A 19,752-nucleotide genomic window follows, 5' to 3' on the forward strand; every position below is an offset into this window, starting at 1 on the left:
CTGGGAACCGCCGGGGCGACCAACGCCGGATCACTCTGACCATCGCCGTTCGCCGTCAGCGCTGTCGACCCCACGGGAACGTGGGGTGCTCCGCTGGCGCCCGTATGAGTGGCTCCGAGGGCCATGAAGAGTGCGAAGCCGATCGTCGCGATGAGCACGCGCCGCCACAGACGGCGCCCTCCCGAAAGTCTCACACCCGCTGCCCTTCGCTGCTCGACGCTCACTCTTCCCGCGGAGGAACGACGAATCACCAAAACCGCCGAGGGCTAACACCCTCACCGTACGGCCACGACCCGGATCGAGTCTGGAAACGGTTTGCCAGGGAGCTATGCGTGTCCCGTGGGCGAGCTGAGAGTGGATCCGGGCGTCCATCGACCAGCTGCGGTCACACGGTCCCGTCCGTGACGAGTTCCCGCACGGCCTCCGCGAACACCGCGTGGTGAGCATCCACATCGCTGCGGGTCGTCGCCGGGCACATGAGCGCCATGTTGTGGAACGGGGTGAGCATGATGCCGCGGTTGGCGAGGTAGAGGTGCAGGAAGTCCTCGAGCTCGCCGTCGGCGGCGAGGGCCGCCTGCGTGCCGTTCAGCGGGTACGGCCGCGCGAACCGGTACTCGGCCCGCGCGCCGAGCTGGTTGATCGACCATGGCAGCGCGTGCTGGTCGAAGAGCGCGTCGACGCCCTGCGTGAAGTAGGTCGCCGTGTCGATCATGTGCGCGAACGCCTCGTCGGTGAGCACGTGCTCGAGGGTCGCGCGCATGGCGGCGACCGAGAGCGGGTTGCCGGCGAGGGTGCCACCGACGCCGCCCATGTCGACGAGATCGAGGTCGTCGCGGGCGAGGGCGCGGTCGGCGAACTCGGCCGAGAGGCCGTAGGCCCCGGTCGGGATGCCCCCGCCGATCGCCTTGCCGATGACGACGATGTCGGGCTCGAGGTCGTAGGCCGTCGTCATGCCGCCGGGCCCGGCCGAGAAGGTGTGGGTCTCGTCGATGATGAGCAGCGCCCCGTACTGCCGGGTCAGGGCGCGCACGCCCTCGAGGTAGCCGGGCTCGGGCAGCACGATGCCGATGTTGGTGAGCGCGGGCTCGATGAGCACCGCGGCGACGTCGCCGTGCGCGAGCGCCCGCTCGAGGCCGGGCAGGTCGTTGTACTCGGCCGCGCGCGAGGTCTCGGTGACGTCGACCGGCGCGCCGACGTTGCCGGGCCGCGAGGCGCTCTCGCCGTCGGGGCCGACGACGACGAGCGATTCGTCGACCGAGCCGTGGTAGCAGTACGAGTGGAAGACGATCTTCGACCTGCCGGTCAGCGCCCGCACGAGCCGGATCGCCCAGCGGTTCGCATCGGTCGCCGTGAGCGAGAAGCTCCAGCGGTCCATCTTGAAGCGCCGCGCCAGCTCAGCGCCGACCCATTCGGCGTCCTCCGTCGGCAGCATGGTGGTGAGCCCGCCGAGGTCGCCCACCCGCGCGGTGATCGCCGCGACGACGGCCGGGTGCGAGTGCCCCGCCATCGCGCCGGTGTCGCCGAGCGCGAAGTCGATGTACTCGTGCCCGTCGATGTCGGTGACGCGGTTGCCCGAGGCGCGGTCGAGGTAGATCGGGAACCCGCCGGCCTTCTTGTTCATCCACGTCATCGGCACGCGGCCGAACAGGTGCTCGGCGCCCTCGTACGCGGCCTTCGAGCGGGGCCGCGCGGCGATGAACGCCTCCTGCTCGCGGGCGGTCAGGGCGGCGAGCCGGTCGCGATCGATCGTGGCGTACGAGGTGGTCGCCGCAGCGGTGGTCGCGGGGATGGCGGTGTCGGTCATGAGATCCTCCGGTATTCGTCGACGGCGCGGCGCATCATCGACGATGCGCGCGACCGGATCCGTGCGGGTGCGCGGAGGAGGTGACCGGAAGCGATGAAGGCAACCACCGCTCCTCGACGGGTCGCATCGCCCGGGGTGGGCGACTCCGCGGCACGGAACGCCTCATTCTCGCAAGGCGTCGGCCGTTCGCGATAGTGCGGCGGGGCATCCCGCATCGAATGGATGCCCGCGGGGCGGCCGGGCGTCAGCTGGAGACGGCCGGCACGAGGCGCGGCGGCCCGGGGATCAGCCCCAGCATCGCCACCCGCACCTCGCCCGCGGCGGTGACGGCGTAGCAGTTCCAGCCGATGGTCTCGAGGTTCGTCAGCTCGAAGGCGGCGCGCGCGGTGGTGCGCTCGCTCGCCGCGAGGTCGACCGCCAGGCGGCACGAGCGGGCGGCCGTGGACTGCGCGATGCCGAACGTCGTGAGCACCCCGGGGACGACCATGGCGAGCATGGTCGCGATGGCGACCCACTTCATGACGCGGCGGCGGCGCTCGAAACGGTTCGCCGACTCCAGCTCGTCGAGCAGGTCGTCGTCGAAGCCGTCGTCGCGCAGCTCGCGGGGGTCGTCGTCCATCGCCTCCAGTGTCGCACGGGCGCCTCGGCGGGCGGCGGGCGCGGGAGCGGGGGCGCCGCCCGCGCCGCTCGCCCGTCACCCGCGCCGGATAAGGTGCCCGGGTGACCCCGGCCGCCGCCCCCGACCGCCCGCCCGCCCCCACGCCGGCGCTCGCCCGACGCATCGGCCTCGTCGGAGCCGTCGGCATCGGGCTCGCCTCGATGATCGGCGCCGGCGTCTTCTTCGTCTGGGCTCCCGCCGCGGCGGCCGCCGGCGCCGGGGGACTGCTGCCCGCCCTCCTCATCGCCGCCGTCATCGCCGCCCTCAACGCCGCGAGCTCGGCGCAGCTCGCCATGGCGCACCCCGTCGCGGGCGGCGCCTACGCCTTCGGCCGCCGCTGGGTCGGGCCGTGGACGGGCTTCATCGCCGGCTGGCTCTTCGTCACCGGCAAGACCGCCTCGGCCGCGGCCATCGCCTCCGTCGCCGCCGCCTACCTGTGGCCGGCGAACCCGACGCCCCTCGCCGCCGGGTTCGTCGTGCTGCTCGCCGCCCTCAACGCCTCGGGCGTGCGCACCACCGTGCGGGTCTCGATGGTCATCGTGATCGTCGTGCTGACGGGGCTCGCGATCGTGCTGGTCACGGCGGCCGTCGGGGGCGCCGCCCCGGTGGATGCTCCGCTCGCGCTCGACGACGCGACCGTGCCGGGCGTGCTGCAGGCCGCCGCGCTGCTCTTCTTCGCCTTCGCCGGCTACGCGCGCATGGCGACCCTGGGTGAGGAGGTGCGCGACCCGCGCCGAACGCTGCCGCGCGCGATCCTGCTCGCGCTGGGCATCGTGCTCGGCCTGTACGCGCTCGTCGCCGCCGTGCTCCTCGCCGGCCTCGGGCCGGCCGGGCTCGCGGCGAGCGACTCGCCGCTCGCCGCGCTGCTGCCGGACGAGGCGCGGCCGGCGGTGGCCGTGCTGGCGGGCATCGCCTGCCTCGGCTCGCTCGCGGGCATCCTGGCCGGTCTCAGTCGCACGAGCCTCGCGATGGCGCGCGAGCGCGACCTGCCCGGGCCGCTCGCCCGCGTCAGCGCGCGCACGAAGGCGCCCGTCGTCGCCGAGGCGATCATCGCCGCGGCCGCCGCCGTCATCGTCGTGCTGCTCGAGCCCGCCCAGCTCGTCGCCGCCTCGAGCGCCGCCGTGCTGCTCTACTACGCCATCGCGCACCTCTCGGCGCTGCGGCAGGAGGCCGAGCACCGCTGGCGCGGCAGCCGCGTCATCGCGGGCGCCGGGCTGGTGGGCTGCGTCGTGCTCGTCGTCGCGCTGCCGCCCGTGTCCCTGCTCGGCACGGCCGTGCTGCTGGCGACCGGGCTGCTGCTGCGCGCCCTCGCGCTGCTGCTCGCCCGCCGCCGGGCATCGGCCGGGGGAGCGCCGCGCTGACCGACCGGCAGAATGGGCGCATGGCCGACTCCGCGCACGACCGCTCGCCCGACGACGAGGACGGGCCCGCCGGCTGGGGCGACGACGACCGCGAGGCCGCACCCCGAGCGATGCCGACCGCCGGCGCCTTCCCGCGCCGCCGCCTGCTGATCTGGGCCGCCCTGAGCGGCCTGCTCGTCTGGGCGTCGCAGGGCCTCATCGAGACCGTCGGCGCCGCGATCCTCGGCGAGCCGCCGCTCGGCGCGTCCTGGTGGACGGCCGGGCACTGGGCGGTCGGCGCCGTCGCGCAGGCGATCGTCCTCGCCGGCGTGTGGATGATGCTGCCGAGCCGCCTCGCCCTGCTGCCGACGCTCGTGCTCAGCGTGCTGGCCGGGTCGCTCGCGCACCTGCTGGCCGCGGCCGGAGCATCCAGCGCCGCCGCCGGCACCGCCTTCGGCGACGACGCGCTGCTCTTCAGCCTCATCATCACCGCCTCGGGGGCGGGCCTCGTCCAGGTGCTGCTGCCGACGGTGCTCGCGCTGCTGCCGCCGTTCCTCGGCCGCGCGATCCGGGCATCCCGCGCGCCGCGCGGCTGAGCGGTGCCTCGGCCGACGACTCCGGTGACGAGCGGCCCCCTCGATCGCTCGAGGGGGCCGCTCGTCGTCGTCGCGGCTAGTGCGCGTCGGTGGCGCTGATCTCGGTGCGGTCGCCGCTCCACAGCGTGTGGAAGGTGCCCTCGCGGTCGACGCGCTTGTAGGTGTGCGCGCCGAAGAAGTCGCGCTGCCCCTGCACGAGCGCGGCCGGCAGCCGGTCGGCGCGCAGGCCGTCGTAGTACGACAGCGAGGACGCGAAGGTCGGCGTCGGGATGCCCGCGAGCGCCGCGCCCGAGACGATGCGCCGCCACGACGGCAGCGAGCCGGCGACGGCCTCGGTGAAGTACGGCGCGGTGACGAGCGCCACGAGGTCGGGGTCGGCGGCGTAGGCCTCGGTGATGCGGTTGAGGAACTGCGCGCGGATGATGCAGCCGGCGCGCCAGATCTTCGCGATCTCGCCCTTCTTGATGTCCCAGTCGTACTCCTCGGCGCCGGCGACGATGGCGTCGAAGCCCTGGCTGTAGGCGATGATCTTCGAGGCGTAGAGCGCGCGGCGCACGTCCTCGATGAAGGCCGTGCGGTCATCCGGAGCCCACTCGGCGGCGGCACCGGGCAGATCGGTCGCCGCGGCGCGCTGGGCGGGCTTGGAGGAGAGGGAGCGCGCGAACACTGCCTCGGCGATGCCGCTGACGGGCACGCCCAGGTCGAGGGCGGTCTGCACCGTCCAGGCGCCGGTGCCCTTGGCGCCGGCCTGGTCGAGGATGACGTCGACGAGCGGCCTGCCGGTCTCGGCGTCGATCTGGCGCAGCACCTCGGCGGTGATCTCGATGAGGTAGCTCTCGAGCTCGCCGGTGTTCCACTCGGCGAAGACCTCGGCGATCTCGGCCGGCTCGAGGCCGCCCACGCGGCGCAGCAGGTCGTAGGCCTCGGCGATGAGCTGCATGTCGGCGTACTCGATGCCGTTGTGGATCATCTTGACGAAGTGGCCGGCGCCGTCGGTGCCGACGTGGGTGACGCAGGGCTCGCCCTCGGCGACGGCGGCGATCGAGCGCAGGATGGGACCGAGCGTCTCCCAGGCCTCGACGGAGCCGCCGGGCATGATCGAGGGGCCGTTGAGCGCGCCCTCCTCGCCGCCCGAGATGCCGGCGCCGACGAAGTTGATGCCGGTGGCGCGCACGGCGGCCTCGCGGCGGATGGTGTCGGTGAACAGCGCGTTGCCGCCGTCGACGATGATGTCGCCCGGCTCGAACACGGCGCTGAGCGCGTCGATGACGGCGTCGGTGCCGCGGCCGGCCTGCACCATGATGATCGCGGTGCGCGGCTTCTGCAGCGCGGCGGCGAACTCCTCGTAGGTGCTCGTGGCGATGAAGCCGGCCTCGGGGTGCTCGGTGATGAGCGTCTCGGTCTTCTCGTACGAGCGGTTGTACACGGCGACGGTGTTGCCCTCGCGACTGGCGAGGTTGCGGGCCAGGTTCGAGCCCATCACCGCCAATCCGACGACGCCGATGTTGGCCTGGGGCTGGGTCACGGGAACTCCTTGAAGAGGGGGCGTCGCGGAGCCGGGATCGACTGCCGGGAGCGGGTGGGTTCAGCTCCAGCCTATTGCGCGCCCTTCGCGGGATGCGCACCGGCTCTCAGCGGCAGTCGGGGTTGACGAGCGTGACGCCCCCGCATAGCATCGGCAATCAAATCTGCTTTATTGCCAATGCATGATGGCTAAATCAGATGTAAAGACGCGTCTGATCACTCGGGAGTCACTGTGGAACCCACGCCGCCGCTCATCGTCATGGGCGTCTCCGGATCCGGCAAGTCGACCATCGGTGCGGCGCTGGCCGCGGCGCTGCAGGTCGAGTTCATCGACGGCGACGATCTGCATCCCCGGGCGAACAAGCAGAAGATGGCCGCTGGCATCCCGCTGGATGACGAGGACCGCGCTCCGTGGCTCGAGATCATCGCCGAGCGCATCGGGGCCGAGCGCGCCGATGGCCGCTCGATCGTCGTGGCCTGCTCGGCCCTGCGCCGCCGCTACCGCGACCAGCTGATCTCCTACGCCCCCGAGACCGTGTTCGTGCACCTCGCCGGCGACCGCGCCCTCATCGCCGACCGCCAGGCGCACCGGCAGCACGAGTACATGCCCCCCAGCCTGCTCGACTCGCAGTTCGCGACCCTGGAGCCCCTGCAGGAGGACGAGCGCGCCGTGCTCGTCGACCCTGCGCTGACCCCGGAGGAGATCGTCCGCCGGGTCACCGAATCGATCGGCCGCCCGGCCGGCACGTCACGCTGAACAGAGAGGTTGCGCGACACATGACCGAGACACCGTTCCTCTGGGAGCTGCCCACCGCGGGTCTGCTCCTCCTCGCCGCAGGAGCCATCGCGCTGCTGCTCGTGCTCATCATCGTCGCGAGGCTGCACGCCTTCCTCGCGCTCATCATCGTCAGCGCGCTCACCGCGGTGGCCGCCGGCATCGCCCCCGGGTCGATCGTGTCGACCCTCACCTCGGGCTTCGGATCGACGCTCGCGACCGTCGCGCTGCTGGTGGGGCTCGGGGCGATGCTCGGCCGGCTCATCGAGGCGAGCGGGGGAGCGAAGGTGCTCACCGACGCGATGATCCGCCGCTTCGGCGAGAAGCGGGCGCCGCTCGCGCTGTCGATCGCCTCGCTGCTGATGGGCTTCCCGATCTTCTTCGACGCGGGCCTCGTCGTCATGCTGCCGATCATCTTCGCGGTCGCCCGCCGCCTCGGCGGATCGCTGCTGACCTACGCGTTCCCGGCCGCGGTCGCCTTCTCGGTCATGCACATCTTCGTGCCCCCGCACCCCGGCCCCGTGGCCGCGAGCGGGCTCCTCGGCGCCGACGTCGGCCTCGTCATCCTGCTCGGCATCCTCGTCGCCATCCCCAACTGGTACATCGTGGGCTACCTGTTCGGGCGCCACCTCGGCCGCCGCTACGACATCGCCGTGCCGAACATCCTCGCCGGCCGGCCCGACGACGAGTCGGGCGACCTGTTCCGCTCGACCCCGAAGCTCGGCACCATCGTCTTCCTGCTCGCGCTGCCGCTCGTGCTCATCGCCTTCAACACCGGGCTCAACGCCGCCGCCACGGCCGGGCTCGTCTCGCTCGACGACACCGGCATCCAGGTGCTGCGCCTGATCGGCGAGACGCCCATCGCGCTGCTCATCACCGTGCTCGTCGCGATCGCCCTGCTCGGCTGGAAGCCGAAGAAGCAGCGCTCGCTCATCGAGACGATCACCGACAGCGCCCTCGGCCCGGTCTGCGCGATCATCCTCATCACCGGTGCCGGCGGCATGTTCGGCGGGGTGCTGCGCGCCACCGGCATCGGCAATGCGATCGCCGACTCGCTCGACGCGATCGGCCTGCCGATCATCGTCGCGGGCTTCGTGATCGCCGCGATCGTGCGCGTCGCGCAGGGCTCGGCCACCGTCGCCCTCACCACGGCGGCGGCGCTCGTGCAGCCCGTCGTGCTCGCCGACACGAGCTTCAACTCGATCGAGGTCGCCGCGATCGTGCTCGCCCTCGCGGCCGGCTCGGTGTTCGCCGGGCACGTCAACGACTCCGGCTTCTGGCTCGTCAGCCGCTTCTTCGGCATGGACACGCAGACGACGCTGAAGACGTGGACGGTCGGGCAGGCGCTCATCGGCATCATCGGCTTCGCGATCGCGCTCGGCATCTTCGGGCTCGCGAGCCTGATCTAGCAGCGCGACCCCGAGCATCAGGAGGAGCAGCATGAGTACCGCATTCGACCTCAGCGGCCGACGGGCCCTCGTCACCGGATCGAGCCGCGGCATCGGCCGCGCGATCGCCGCGGGCCTCGCCGAGGCGGGTGCGGTGCTCGTGCTGCACGGCCGCGATCCCGACCGTCTCGAGGCGACCCGGGCCGACTTCGCCGCGCGCTTCGGCGAGGAGCGCATCACCGCGGCCGCCTTCGACGTCACCGACGCCGAGGCGGTCGCGGCGGGCATCCATCGCATCGAGGCGGATGCCCCGCCGATCGACGTGCTCATCAACAACGCGGGCGTTCAGCACCGGGAGCCTCTGCTCGACATCGCGCTCGCCGACTGGGATCGCGTCATCGCGACCAACCTCACGAGCGCCTTCCTCGTCGGCCGCGAGGTCGCCCGGGGGATGGTGGCGCGCGGGCGCGGCAAGATCGTGAACATCGCCTCGGTGCAGACCGACCTCGCGCGTCCCACCATCGGCGCCTACACGGCGTCGAAGGGCGGCATCCGCAATCTCACCCGCGCGATGACCGCGGAATGGGCGGGCGACGGCGTGCAGGTCAACGCCATCGCGCCCGGCTACATCCACACGGAGATGACGCAGGCGCTCGTCGACGACGAGACCTTCAACGGCTGGATCCTCGGGCGCACGCCCGCCGGCCGCTGGGGCACGACCGACGACATCGTCGGGCCCGCGGTGTTCTTCTCATCCTCGGCCTCCGACTTCGTCACGGGCCAGGTGCTCTTCATCGACGGCGGCATGACCGCCGTCGTCTGACCCATCGACCGACGAGGAGATCCCATGACCCCGAGCAACCGCGCCGTCGTCGCCCATGCGGCCGACGACCTTCGCATCGAGACGCGTCCCGAACCCCATGCGGCGTCGGACGAGGCCGTGATCGCGATCGCGTTCGGCGGAGTCTGCGGCAGCGACCTGCATTACTGGCGCCACGGCGCCGCGGGGGAGTCGATCCTGCGCGCGCCCATGGTGCTGGGCCACGAGGTGGTCGGGGTGGTGCAGCACGCGGCCGCCGACGGGTCCGGCCCCGCCGTCGGAACGGCCGTCGCCGTTCATCCCGCGACCGAGCTGCCCGGCGACGGCTCGCGCTACCCCGCCGATCGGCCGAACCTCGCGCCCGGCGGCACCTACCTCGGCAGTGCGGCCCGCGTGCCCCACACCGAGGGGGCCTTCGCCGACCGGGTCGCGCTGCCCAGCCGCATGCTCCGTCCGCTGCCGCAGGGCCTGTCCCTGCGCGCCGCCGCCGTGATCGAGCCCGCGAGCGTGGCGTGGCACGCGGTCGCGCGCGCCGGCGAGGTCACGGGCCGGCACGCGCTCGTCGTCGGGGCGGGCCCGATCGGCGCGCTCATCGTGGCGGTGCTTCGCCGGGCGGGCGCGGCGCACATCACGGTCGTCGACCTGGTGCCGCGGGCGCTGGATGCCGCGCTCGCGCTCGGCGCCGATGCGGCGCTGCTCGCCGACGACGCCGAGGCGATCGCCGCCGTCGACGCCGACGTGAGCTTCGAGTCGAGCGGCAACCACCGGGGCCTCGCCTCGGCCGTGCGCGGCACGACGCGCGGCGGCACGGTCGTCATGGTCGGCTTGCTGCCCTCGGGCGAGCAGCCCGCCCTCATCTCCCTCGCGATCACCCGTGAGCTCGAGCTGCGCGGGTCGTTCCGATTCGCGGGCGAGATCGACGCGGTCGTGGCGGCCCTCGCGGACGGCTCGCTCGACGCCGCGGGCGTGGTCACCCACGAGTTCGACGCCGACGACGCGCTCGAGGCCTTCGCGGTCGCCGCGGATCCCGCCCGCTCGGGCAAGGTGCTGCTGCGATTCGCCGGGGCGGGGCAGCTCTAGCCGGTCAGCGGGCCGCGGTCGGGGACCCGGTCAGCGGGCCGCGCGCTCCGTACCGTCCCAGATCGGCGCGACCTCGTCGGCGGTGCGGCCGAGGATGGAGCGCATGGCGTCGGCGGCCCGCTCCGGCCGCCCGGCCTGCACGCCGTCGGCCACGTCGACGTGCCACTGCAGGGCCTCCTCGTGCGGGTGCGTCGGCATGAGGCCGTGCTCGGTGCGGCCGCGCAGCACGGCGGCGACGGCGCCGTCGAGCGCGGCCAGCATCTCGTTGCCCGATCCGCGCAGCACGAGGGCGTGGAAGGCGATGTCGAGCTCGAGGAAGCCCTCGAGATCCCCGGCGCGCCCGAGCTCGCGCATGCGGGCGGCGATGGTCATGAGCTCCTCGCGCACGGCGGCGGGGGCGTGGCGCGCGGCGAGATCCGCGGCGAGGGGCTCGACCGCCGCCCGCAGCTCGGTCAGGGAGCGCAGCTGCACGGCGCGATCGGGGCCGTCGAGGCGCCAGCGGATGACGTCGGCCGAGTACACGTTCCACCGCTCGGCACCGAGCACGCGCACGCCCAGCCGCTTGACCGACTCGACGAGGCCGTTCGTCTGCAGGGCCCGGATGACCTCGCGCACGACCGACAGGCTCACCTCGTAGCGCTGCGCGAGCTCCCCGGCCTGCACGACCTCGCCGCGGGCGAGCCGCCCGGCGACGATGGAGGATCCGAGGTCGTCGAGCAGGCGGCGGTGGAGGCTCGACGGCATGGTCGAACGATACCGCGCAGGCCGCGGGCAGGACCGCTCGCTACGGTGGGGGGATGCCCGGCTCCCGTCCCCCGCTCGTGCTCATGGGCGTCTCCGCCGCCGGCAAGACGGTCGTCGGCCGGGAGGCCGCCGCGCTGGCGGGCATCCCCTTCCTCGACGCCGACGACCTGCACCCGCGCGCCAACGTCGAGAAGATGGCCCGCGGCATCCCGCTCGACGATGCGGACCGCGCGCCCTGGCTCGACGCCGTCGGCGGCGAGCTGCGGGCGGCGGCGCCGTGCATCGTGGCGTGCAGCGCGCTGACCCGGGCCTACCGGGCCCGGCTGCGCGGGCTCGCGCCCGGCACGATCTTCGCCCTGCTCGACGTGCCCCGCGCCGTGCTCGAGCAGCGCATCGCGAAGCGCGAGGGGCACTACATGCCGCCGAGCCTGCTCGACTCGCAGCTGGCGACCCTCGAGGCGCCGGGCGAGGGCGAGCGCATCGTCGTGCTCGACGGGGAGCGCACGATCGCGGAGCTCGCCGAGCAGGTCGCGGCCCTCATGGCCGAGGCGCCCGATGCGCCGCAGCCGCCCGACGCGCCCGGCGCCCCCGTCGGCTAGACTGACGGCTGAACTTCGGCGAGGAAGGGCGCGTCCGCGCTCTTCGTAATCGACGCGGTGGGTTAGGCACCAGGTCTTTCCTCACGCGATCCAGCGTTCGAGTTGACACACACGACCGGGCCTGAAGGCCCCCAGAGTCAAGGAGCATCACCATGTCCGAGTCCAACCGCCTCTCCGTGCAGGTCCGCACGAGCTTCGGCAAGGGCGCGGCCCGCAAGCTGCGCGCCACCCACATGATCCCCGCCGTCATCTACGGCCACGGCACCGAGCCGCGCCACATCGCGCTGCCCGGCCACGAGACCGCGCTCCTGCTGCGCAAGTCGAACCTCCTCCTCACGCTCGACATCGAGGGCGACGAGCAGCTCGCGCTCGTCAAGGACGTGCAGAAGGACCCGGTGCGCCAGCTCATCGAGCACATCGACCTCATCGTCGTGCGCAAGGGCGAGAAGGTCGTCGTCGACGTCCCCATCCACGTCGAGGGCGAGTCGTTCGCCGGCACCGTCGCGATGCTCGACACCACGACGCTCAGCGTCGAGGCCGAGGCCACCCACATCCCCGAGTCCTTCACCGTCTCGGTCGAGGGCCTCGAGGAGGGCACGCAGATCCTCGCCGGCCAGGTCGAGCTGCCCAAGGGCACCACGCTCGTCACCGACCCCGAGGCGCTCGTCATCAACATCACCGTGCCGCAGCTCGACCTCACCTCCGACGCCGAGGGCGACGAGACCGCTGAGGGCGACGAGGCCGAGGGCGCCGAGGGCGAGTCGGCTGAGGGCGACGACGCCGCCGGCGACGACGAGAAGTCCGAGTAGGCACCATCTTCGGAATCCGGCGCCGCACGGAGGATCGGCCCATGGCCGAGGAGAACGTGTGGCTCGTAGCCGGGCTCGGGAATCCCGGGCCCGGCTACGCCGGCAACCGCCACAACGTCGGGCAGATGGCGCTCGACGAGCTCGCCGACCAGGTCGGTGCGCGCTTCAGCCGTCACCGCACCACCACGATGCTCGCCGAGGGCCGTCTGCGCCCCGGTGGGCCGAAGCTCGTGCTCATCAAGCCGATGAGCTACATGAACACCTCGGGCGGCCCGGTCTCCAGCGCCGCCCAGTACTTCGGCATCCCGCCCGAGCGCACGATCGTCATGCACGACGACCTCGACCTGCCCTTCGAGACGATCCGCCTCAAGGCCGATGGGGGGCACGGCGGCCAGAACGGCGTGCGCGACGTCATCAAGGCCCTCGGCACCCCGCAGTTCCTGCGCGTGCGGATCGGCATCGGCCGCCCTCCGGGTCGGCAGGATCCGGCCGACTACGTGCTGAAGGACTTCGCCGCCGCCGAGCGCTCCCGCCTGTCGATCGTGCTGGGCGACGCCGCCGACGCGGTGCAGGACGTCATCGACGACGGGCTGACGGCGGCGCAGCAGCGCTGGCACGCGCCCCGGGCCTGAGCGCAGCATCCCGAACCGCCCCCGCCCCGCGGTGCACCCAGCGAGCCCCGCGTAGGATTCCGGGGTGAGTCTCGAGCGGTTGATCCCGGCCCTGTCGCGCGCCCGAACGATCGCGGGCGCGCTCGATCACGCCGCCGAGCCGACCGGGTTCTCGGTCGTCGAGGGCCTGCGCGTTCCCCTGCTCGCCGCGATGCTCGAGCGCCGCGAGGGCCCGCAGTGCCTGCTCGCGATCACGGCGACGGGGCGCGAATCCGAGCAGGTGCAGGATGCCCTGCGCACGCTCGCGCCGGCCGCGACGATCCTCGATCTCCCCGCGTGGGAGACCCTGCCGCACGAGCGCCTGAGCCCCGGCGCCGAGACCGTCGGCCGCCGCATCCGCACGCTGCGCGCCCTCAAGGCGTGGGCGGCCGAGCCCTCCGGTCCGCTCGTCGTCGTCGCCTCGGTGCGCGCGGTGCTGCAGCCGCTGCCCACGGGGCTCACCGAGATCGAGCCCGTCGTGCTCACCCGCGGAGCGCGCGGGCAGGATCTCACGGCCGTCGTCGGCCGCCTCGTCGACCTCGCGTACACGCGCGTCGACATGGTCACCCGCCGCGGCGAGTTCGCGGTGCGCGGCGGCATCCTCGACGTGTTCCCCGCCGTCGCCGAGCACCCCGTGCGGGTGGAGTTCTTCGGCGACGAGGTCGAGCAGCTGCGCGACTTCTCCGTCGCCGACCAGCGCTCGCTGCCCACCGAGCTGCCCGGCATCGAGCTGCCGCCGACGCGCGAGATGCTGCTCACCGACGGGGTGCGGCAGCGCGCCGCCGAGATGGTGCACGAGTTCCCGAGCATGCAGCAGATGCTCGCGAAGATCGCCGAGGGCATCCCCGTCGAGGGCATGGAGAGCCTCGCGCCCGCGCTCGTCGACCGGCTCGTACCGCTGACCCACTACCTGCCCGAGCGCGCCGCGATCGCGGTGCTGAGCCCCGAGCGCGTCGCCGGCCGGGCGAAGAACCTCGTCGAGACGAACCGCGAGTTCCTCACGGCGGCCTGGCACGCGGCCACCGCGGGGGCCGAGGCGCCCATCGACCTCGACGCCGGCGACTTCCTCACCGTCGAGGGCCTGCACGAGGCCGCGGGGGAGCGCGACTGGTTCACCGTCAGCTCGTTCGACGCCGACGACCCGGGCATCCTGCGCATCGAGGCCGACGAGCCGCCGACGTTCGCCGGCCGGGCCGGCGGGGCCGTCGACCACGTCGTCGACCGCGTGCGCGCGGGCTGGACGATGATCGTCGTCGCGCAGGGCGCGGGCCTGGTCGAGCGCGCGGGCGTCGTGCTCGGCGAGCAGGAGGTCGCGGCGCGCGCCGTCGACGAGCTGCCCGCGAAGCTTGATTCGGGCATCGTCTACCTCGTGCGCGGCGCCGTCGAGCACGGCTTCGAGCTGCCCGAGATCCGACTGGGGCTGCTGAGCGAAGCCGAGTTCTACGGCCGCACCGTCGGCTACGACTCCCGCGCGCCGAAGAAGCTCGCGAGCCGCCGCAAGAACGTCGTCGACCCTCTGCAGCTCGTCGCCGGCGACCACGTCGTGCACCAGACCCACGGCATCGGCCGGTTCCTCGAGCTCGTGCAGCGCGAGGTCTCCACCGGCGGGCGCAACGCGGTGAAGAGCACGCGCGAGTTCCTCGTCATCGAGTACGCGCCATCCAAGCGAGGGTTCCCGGGCGACAAGCTCTACGTGCCCACCGATCAGCTCGACCTCCTCACCCGCTACGTCGGCGGCGAGGCGCCCGCGCTCAGCAAGATGGGCGGCAGCGACTGGTCGGCGGCCAAGGGCAAGGCGCGCCGCGCGGTGCGCGACATCGCCGTCGAGCTCGTCAAGCTGTACTCCGCGCGCATGTCGAGCCGCGGCCACGCCTTCGAGCCCGACACACCCTGGCAGCGCGAGCTCGAGGAGGCGTTCCCCTACGCCGAGACGCCCGACCAGCTGACGACCATCGACGAGGTCAAGCGCGACATGGAGTCGCCCATCCCGATGGACCGCCTGCTCGCGGGCGACGTCGGCTACGGCAAGACCGAGGTCGCCGTGCGCGCCGCCTTCAAGGCCGTGCAGGGCGGCAAGCAGGTCGCGATGATCGTGCCGACGACGCTGCTGGTGAAGCAGCACCTCGAGACCTTCACCGAGCGCTTCGCCGGGTTCCCCGTGCACCTGCGCGCCCTCAGCCGGTTCCAGACCGACAAGGAGGCGAAGGAGACCCTCGACGGGCTCGCCCGCGGCACGATCGACGTCGTCATCGGCACGCACCGCATCCTCAGCCAGGGCGTCGCCTTCAAGGATCTCGGCCTCGTCATCATCGACGAGGAGCAGCGCTTCGGCGTCGAGCACAAGGACGCCCTGAAGAAGCTCAAGCACAACGTCGACGTGCTCGCGATGTCGGCCACGCCCATCCCGCGCACCCTCGAGATGGCCGTGACGGGCATCCGCGAGATGTCGACCCTCGCGACCCCGCCCGAGGACCGCCACCCGATCCTCACCTTCGTCGGCCCCTACAGCGACAAGCAGGTGACCGCCGCGATCCACCGCGAGCTGCTGCGCGAGGGCCAGGTGTTCTACGTGCACAACCGCGTGTCGAGCATCAACCGGGTGGCGGCGCACCTGGCCGAGCTGGTGCCGGATGCGCGCATCGCGGTCGCGCACGGCCAGATGGGCGAGGCGGCCCTCGAGCAGGTGATGGTCGACTTCTGGGAGCGCCGCTTCGACGTGCTCGTCTCGACGACGATCATCGAGACCGGACTCGACGTGGCCAACGCCAACACGCTCATCATCGACCGCGCCGACAAGTACGGGCTCAGCCAGCTGCACCAGCTGCGCGGGCGCGTGGGCCGCAGCCGCGAGCGCGCCTACGCGTACTTCCTCTACGACGAGCTCAAGCCGCTCACCGAGACGGCGCACGACCGCCTGCAGACCCTCGCCGCGCACAGCGACCTCGGCGGCGGCATGCAGATCGCGATGAAGGATCTCGAGATCCGCGGCGCCGGCAACCTGCTCGGCGCCGAGCAGGCCGGCCACATCGCCGGCGTCGGCTTCGACCTGTACCTGCGCATGATCGGCGAGGCCGTGAGCGTCTTCCGCGGCGACGCGGCCAACGAGCAGACCGAGCTGCGGCTCGAGCTGCCCGTCGACGCGCACATCCCCGAGGACTACGTCGAGAGCGAGCGCCTGCGCCTCGAGGCGTACCAGAAGCTCTCGACGGCGGCCGCGCCGGCGAGCAACGACGAGGCGCTCGGCGAGGTGCTCGACGAGCTCGCCGACCGCTACGGCGAGCCGCCCGCGCCCGTGCTCACGCTCATGCGCGTCTCGCAGCTGCGCCGCACCGCGCAGAAGATCGGCCTGAGCGACGTCGTCGTCATGGGCTCGAACCTGCGCATCGTCGGCCGCGAGCTGTCCGAGTCGCGGCAGATGCGCCTGCAGCGCCTCTACCCGGGCTCGAAGTACTTCGCCCAGACCCGCACCGTGACGCTGCCCCTGCCGAAGGACGCCGACGACGCGCTCATCCTCGACTGGACGACGCAGGCGCTCGGCGCGCTGTACGAGCTCGACGAGGCGACGGCGCCCGCGGTCTAGGGCGTCGGCGCGCGCGGCGTGCCCGTCGGCGCGGCCTCGGCGGGAGCATCCACCGCCGCGGGCGGAGGCAGAGGACGCAGCACCGGCGGCATCCGCACCGACCCCGGCACGCGATGCACCCCGTACACGGTCGCCGGGATGAGCACGAGGGTGCGCAGGTCGAGCAGCAGGTGCAGCACGATGACGAGCAGGATGCTGCCGCTGAGCACGTAGACGACGGTGAGCACCAGCCCGATCGCCGTGGCGCCCGCGACGCCCACGGGCCCCTGGTAGGCGTGCAGCAGCCCGAACAGCAGCGCCGAGAGCAGGAACGCGCTGAGGGGCTCGCCGGTGACGAGCACGAGCAGCGCCGGCATGGCGAGGCGGAACAGCAGCTCCTCGACCACTCCGGCGTTGATCGAGAGGCCGGCGCCGAGAGCGAGCTCGGGGCGGTTGCGGGGGAGGAGGGCGGCGATGTCGCCGATCATGACGACGCCGCCCTCGCGCCGCGCCGAGCGGATGCCGATGACCGTGACGGCGATCAGGCCGAGGACGGCGCCCGCGAGCGCGCCGATGCCGAAGCCCGAGCCGAGCGCATCCCGCACCGCGCCCACTCCCGGCAGCGCCTGGGCCGCGCGCAGCAGCGGCGCGACGACGGGATGCACGAGTGCGAGCACCACGACCGCCGAGCCGCCGAGCAGCAGGAACGACTCGAGCAGCCAGCGCCGCATCGCGGCCTGGCGCCGCGCGGTGGAGCGGTAGCGGCGGAACCGGCGGTACTCGCGGCGGTCCTTGCTCGCCGCGCGCCAGCCGTGCAGGGCGACGACGCCGAGGGCGAGCGCCGCGGCGGCGAGCCGGGCGGGCCAGTCGAGCTCGGGGATCACGCTCCCAGCCTGTCACGGCCGAATCGGGGCGAACTGTCGAGAACGGGTGCCAGGGTCGAGGCCAGCCGCGCCGATCGCGTCCGGCGAGCACCACCCGACCGGACGATGGGGAGACCGATGAGCACGAGCGACGTCGGCCTGCGCTCCGCCCGCGGCCCCATCCTGCTGGCGCTCATGGTGACGACGGGCCTCGTCGCGATCGACGCCACCATCCTCGCCACGGCCGTGCCGACGCTCGTCGACGAGCTCGGCGGTTTCGAGCAGTTCCCGTGGCTGTTCTCGATCTACCTGCTCGCCCAGGCCGTCTCGGTGCCGATCTACGCGAAGCTCAGCGACGTCGTGGGGCGCAAGCCGATCATCCTCATCGGCATCGGGCTGTTCCTGCTCGGCTCGATCCTGTGCGCGCTCGCCTGGAGCATGCCCGCCCTCATCGCCTTCCGCGCCATCCAGGGCCTCGGCGCCGGCGCGGTCGGCCCCATGGCGATCACGATCGCGGGCGACATCTACTCCGTCGCCGAGCGCGCCCGCGTGCAGGGCTACATCGCGAGCGTCTGGGCGGCCTCGGCCGTCATCGGCCCGACCCTCGGCGGCCTGTTCGCCGAGCTCGACGCCTGGCGCTGGATCTTCCTGATCAACATCCCGCTGTGCCTCCTAGCGGGGTGGATGCTCATCCGCACGTTCCACGAGACGGTCGAGCGCCGCACCCACAAGGTCGACTACCTCGGCGGAGCCCTCCTCACGGCCTCGCTCATCCTGCTGCTGCTCGGCGTGCTCGAGGGCGGGCAGGCCTGGGCCTGGGCGTCCTGGCAGAGCGTCGTCGCCTTCGGCGGCGGCGCCGTGCTGCTCGCGGCGTTCGCGCTCGCGGAGCGGCGCGCCGCCGAGCCCATCCTCCCCACCTGGGTGTTCTCGCGGCGCCTGCTGCTGACCACGACGCTCGTCTCCACGGGCGTGGGCGCGGTGCTGTTCGGGCTGACGAGCTACGTGCCCACCTTCCTCGAGGGCTCGATCGGCACGAGCCCGCTCGTCGCCGGCCTCGCCCTCGCGGCCCTCACGATCGGCTGGCCGATCTCTGCCTCGCTCTCGGGCCGGCTGTACCTGCGGCTAGGGTTCCGCACGACGGTGCTGCTCGGCATGATCGCCGTCGTCGGCGGATCGCTCGTACTCGCGCTGTCGGCCCGCACGCCCTCAGTGCTCGTCGTCGCGATCGCCTGCTTCCTCGTCGGCCTCGGGCTCGGCCTCGTCGCCACGCCCTCGCTCATCGCGGCGCAGGCGAGCGTGCCGTGGAACGAGCGCGGCGTCGTCACCGGCACGAACCTCTTCGCCCGCAGCATCGGCAGCGCCGTCGGCGTCGCGATCCTCGGCGCCATCGCCAACGGCATCATCGGCCGCGAGGGCGCGGGGCCGGCCGCCGGAGTCGCACCCGAGCAGATCGTCGACGCCTCCGCGGCGGTGTTCGCGGCCACCCTCGTCGCCGCGCTCGCGACCGCGGCGCTCGCCGCCGCCATGCCGCGCACGCCCGTTCCGGCAGCCGAGCCCGCCGACGCCGCCGACGCCTCGGAGCCCGCGCGAGCCTGAGCCGAGCATCCCGCCGCCGAGTTGCGGGTTCGCGCTCGAGATGCGGGTTCGAAAGCCGCAGCTCGGCAGCAAGGCTCAACTCGCCGAGCGCGAGCCTGCGCGCGCCTGAGCCGAGCATCCCGCCCCGTCGTAGACCCCGCCCTGCGAGGATGACGGCATGACCGACCCGCACCCGGCACCGCACCCGGCACCGCACCCGGCACCGCACCCGGCACCGCACCCGGCACCGCACCCCGCCGCCACCGCCGCCCCCGCCGGAACCCCCGTCGAGCCGCATCCCGCCCTCGACGCGCTCATCGGCGTCATGGCGCGCCTGCGCGGCCCCGGCGGCTGCGCCTGGGATGCCGAGCAGACCCATGAGAGCCTGACGCCGTACCTCATCGAGGAGTCGCACGAGCTCGTCGACGCGATCGAGCACGGCACGCGCGACGACGTGCTCGAGGAGCTCGGCGACGTGCTCTACCAGGTGCTGTTCCACGCCGATCTCGCGGCGGCGCACCCGACCGAGCCCTTCACGATCGACGACGTCGCCGCGCGCTCGATGGCGAAGATGGTCGGCCGCCACCCGCACGTCTTCGGCGAGGGCGTGACGGCCGACACCGCCGCCGAGGTCTCGGCCAACTGGCAGCGCTGGAAGGCCGCGGAGAAGCCCGCCCGCACCTCGGTGCTCGACGGCATCCCCGCCGGCCTGCCCGCCCTCGCCCGTGCCGAGAAGGTCGCCGGGCGCGCCGCCGATCTGGGCGTCGCGGCCCCTGCGTCCCCGGCCGCGATCGACGAGGGGATGCTCGCCGACGAGCACGCGCTGGGCATCCACCTGCTCGCCCTCGCCACGGCGGCGCGCGCCCGCGGACTGGACGCGGAGCGCGCCCTCCGAACGGCACTGAGGGACTACGAGGAACTCATCCGATCGGCTGAGGCCGAACGCCGCAGCGGCGTGGTTGACTGAC

Annotated in this window: 17 protein-coding genes; 12 read left to right on the forward strand and 5 right to left on the reverse strand. The window is 73.1% G+C overall.

Translation table 11 applies throughout. From position 1 onward, the window contains the following. Window positions 1-385 precede the first annotated feature (385 nt). Together HGB54_RS03230 and HGB54_RS03235 are read right to left on the reverse strand one after the other, a co-directional pair. On the reverse strand, window positions 386-1,804 hold the full coding sequence (locus HGB54_RS03230; protein ID WP_168915177.1) for a transaminase: 1,419 nt from the start codon (window positions 1,802-1,804) through the stop codon (window positions 386-388). 244 nt (window positions 1,805-2,048) lie between these two features. After that, entirely contained in the window at window positions 2,049-2,423 is a 375-nt protein-coding gene (locus HGB54_RS03235; RefSeq protein WP_168915178.1) for a hypothetical protein, read from the reverse strand. 101 nt (window positions 2,424-2,524) lie between these two features. Here HGB54_RS03235 and HGB54_RS03240 point away from each other — a divergent pair, with 101 nt between their 5' ends. Together HGB54_RS03240 and HGB54_RS03245 are read left to right on the forward strand one after the other, a co-directional pair. After that, window positions 2,525-3,823, forward strand: a complete 1,299-nt coding sequence (locus HGB54_RS03240) for an APC family permease (protein ID WP_228545914.1) — start codon at window positions 2,525-2,527, stop codon at window positions 3,821-3,823. A 20-nt stretch (window positions 3,824-3,843) separates the two neighbouring features. Next, on the forward strand, window positions 3,844-4,398 hold the full coding sequence (locus HGB54_RS03245; RefSeq protein WP_168915179.1) for a hypothetical protein: 555 nt from the start codon (window positions 3,844-3,846) through the stop codon (window positions 4,396-4,398). Between the two features lie 76 nt (window positions 4,399-4,474). Here the strand turns inward: HGB54_RS03245 and gndA are convergent, their stop codons facing one another. After that, window positions 4,475-5,923, reverse strand: coding sequence for an NADP-dependent phosphogluconate dehydrogenase (gene gndA, locus HGB54_RS03250; RefSeq protein ID WP_168915180.1), 1,449 nt, complete (start codon window positions 5,921-5,923; stop codon window positions 4,475-4,477). 258 nt (window positions 5,924-6,181) lie between these two features. Here gndA and HGB54_RS03255 point away from each other — a divergent pair, with 258 nt between their 5' ends. Genes HGB54_RS03255 through HGB54_RS03270 form a run of 4 tightly spaced genes read left to right on the forward strand, consistent with a single transcriptional unit; the run spans window position 6,182 to window position 9,985 of the window. Beyond that, window positions 6,182-6,679 carry a gluconokinase gene (locus HGB54_RS03255; RefSeq protein WP_168916775.1) on the forward strand — a complete coding sequence of 166 codons (498 nt, stop codon included), beginning with the start codon at window positions 6,182-6,184 and terminating at the stop codon, window positions 6,677-6,679. 20 nt (window positions 6,680-6,699) lie between these two features. Next, window positions 6,700-8,106 (forward strand): GntP family permease, encoded by a 1,407-nt coding sequence (locus tag HGB54_RS03260; protein WP_168915181.1) that lies wholly within the window; start codon window positions 6,700-6,702, stop codon window positions 8,104-8,106. Window positions 8,107-8,137: 31 nt separating this feature from the next. Next, complete coding sequence (locus tag HGB54_RS03265; RefSeq protein ID WP_168915182.1) at window positions 8,138-8,908, forward strand: SDR family oxidoreductase; 771 nt, start codon at window positions 8,138-8,140, stop codon at window positions 8,906-8,908. A gap of 24 nt (window positions 8,909-8,932) precedes the next feature. Then, a complete protein-coding gene (locus HGB54_RS03270) occupies window positions 8,933-9,985 on the forward strand; it encodes a zinc-binding dehydrogenase (RefSeq protein ID WP_168915183.1) in 1,053 nt (350 codons plus the stop codon). A 30-nt stretch (window positions 9,986-10,015) separates the two neighbouring features. Here the strand turns inward: HGB54_RS03270 and HGB54_RS03275 are convergent, their stop codons facing one another. After that, window positions 10,016-10,729 (reverse strand): FadR/GntR family transcriptional regulator, encoded by a 714-nt coding sequence (locus HGB54_RS03275; RefSeq protein WP_168915184.1) that lies wholly within the window; start codon window positions 10,727-10,729, stop codon window positions 10,016-10,018. A 53-nt stretch (window positions 10,730-10,782) separates the two neighbouring features. Between HGB54_RS03275 and HGB54_RS03280 the strand changes: the two genes are divergently transcribed. From HGB54_RS03280 to mfd, 4 genes are all read left to right on the forward strand, one after another. Further along, window positions 10,783-11,328 carry a gluconokinase gene (locus HGB54_RS03280; RefSeq protein WP_168915185.1) on the forward strand — a complete coding sequence of 182 codons (546 nt, stop codon included), beginning with the start codon at window positions 10,783-10,785 and terminating at the stop codon, window positions 11,326-11,328. A gap of 152 nt (window positions 11,329-11,480) precedes the next feature. Continuing rightward, a complete protein-coding gene (locus HGB54_RS03285) occupies window positions 11,481-12,137 on the forward strand; it encodes a 50S ribosomal protein L25/general stress protein Ctc (RefSeq protein ID WP_168915186.1) in 657 nt (218 codons plus the stop codon). A 41-nt stretch (window positions 12,138-12,178) separates the two neighbouring features. Further along, a complete protein-coding gene (gene pth, locus HGB54_RS03290) occupies window positions 12,179-12,769 on the forward strand; it encodes an aminoacyl-tRNA hydrolase (RefSeq protein WP_168915187.1) in 591 nt (196 codons plus the stop codon). A gap of 64 nt (window positions 12,770-12,833) precedes the next feature. Then, window positions 12,834-16,367 (forward strand): transcription-repair coupling factor, encoded by a 3,534-nt coding sequence (mfd, locus tag HGB54_RS03295; RefSeq protein WP_168915188.1) that lies wholly within the window; start codon window positions 12,834-12,836, stop codon window positions 16,365-16,367. Here mfd and HGB54_RS03300 read toward each other — a convergent pair. Continuing rightward, the gene (locus HGB54_RS03300; protein WP_168915189.1) at window positions 16,364-17,230 is read right to left on the reverse strand and encodes a CPBP family intramembrane glutamic endopeptidase; all 867 of its coding nucleotides are present in this window, start codon (window positions 17,228-17,230) and stop codon (window positions 16,364-16,366) included. The genes mfd and HGB54_RS03300 overlap by 4 nt on opposite strands. A gap of 117 nt (window positions 17,231-17,347) precedes the next feature. Between HGB54_RS03300 and HGB54_RS03305 the strand changes: the two genes are divergently transcribed. Both HGB54_RS03305 and HGB54_RS03310 read left to right on the forward strand, forming a co-directional pair. Further along, window positions 17,348-18,805: an MFS transporter gene (locus HGB54_RS03305; protein ID WP_168915190.1), complete on the forward strand. Its 1,458-nt coding sequence runs from the start codon at window positions 17,348-17,350 to the stop codon at window positions 18,803-18,805. A 157-nt stretch (window positions 18,806-18,962) separates the two neighbouring features. Then, window positions 18,963-19,751, forward strand: a complete 789-nt coding sequence (locus tag HGB54_RS03310; RefSeq protein WP_168915191.1) for a MazG family protein — start codon at window positions 18,963-18,965, stop codon at window positions 19,749-19,751. Window position 19,752: the final 1 nt, after the last annotated feature.

Origin of the sequence: Microcella flavibacter, from assembly GCF_012530535.1 — a bacterium.
Lineage (GTDB): Bacteria > Actinomycetota > Actinomycetes > Actinomycetales > Microbacteriaceae > Microcella > Microcella flavibacter.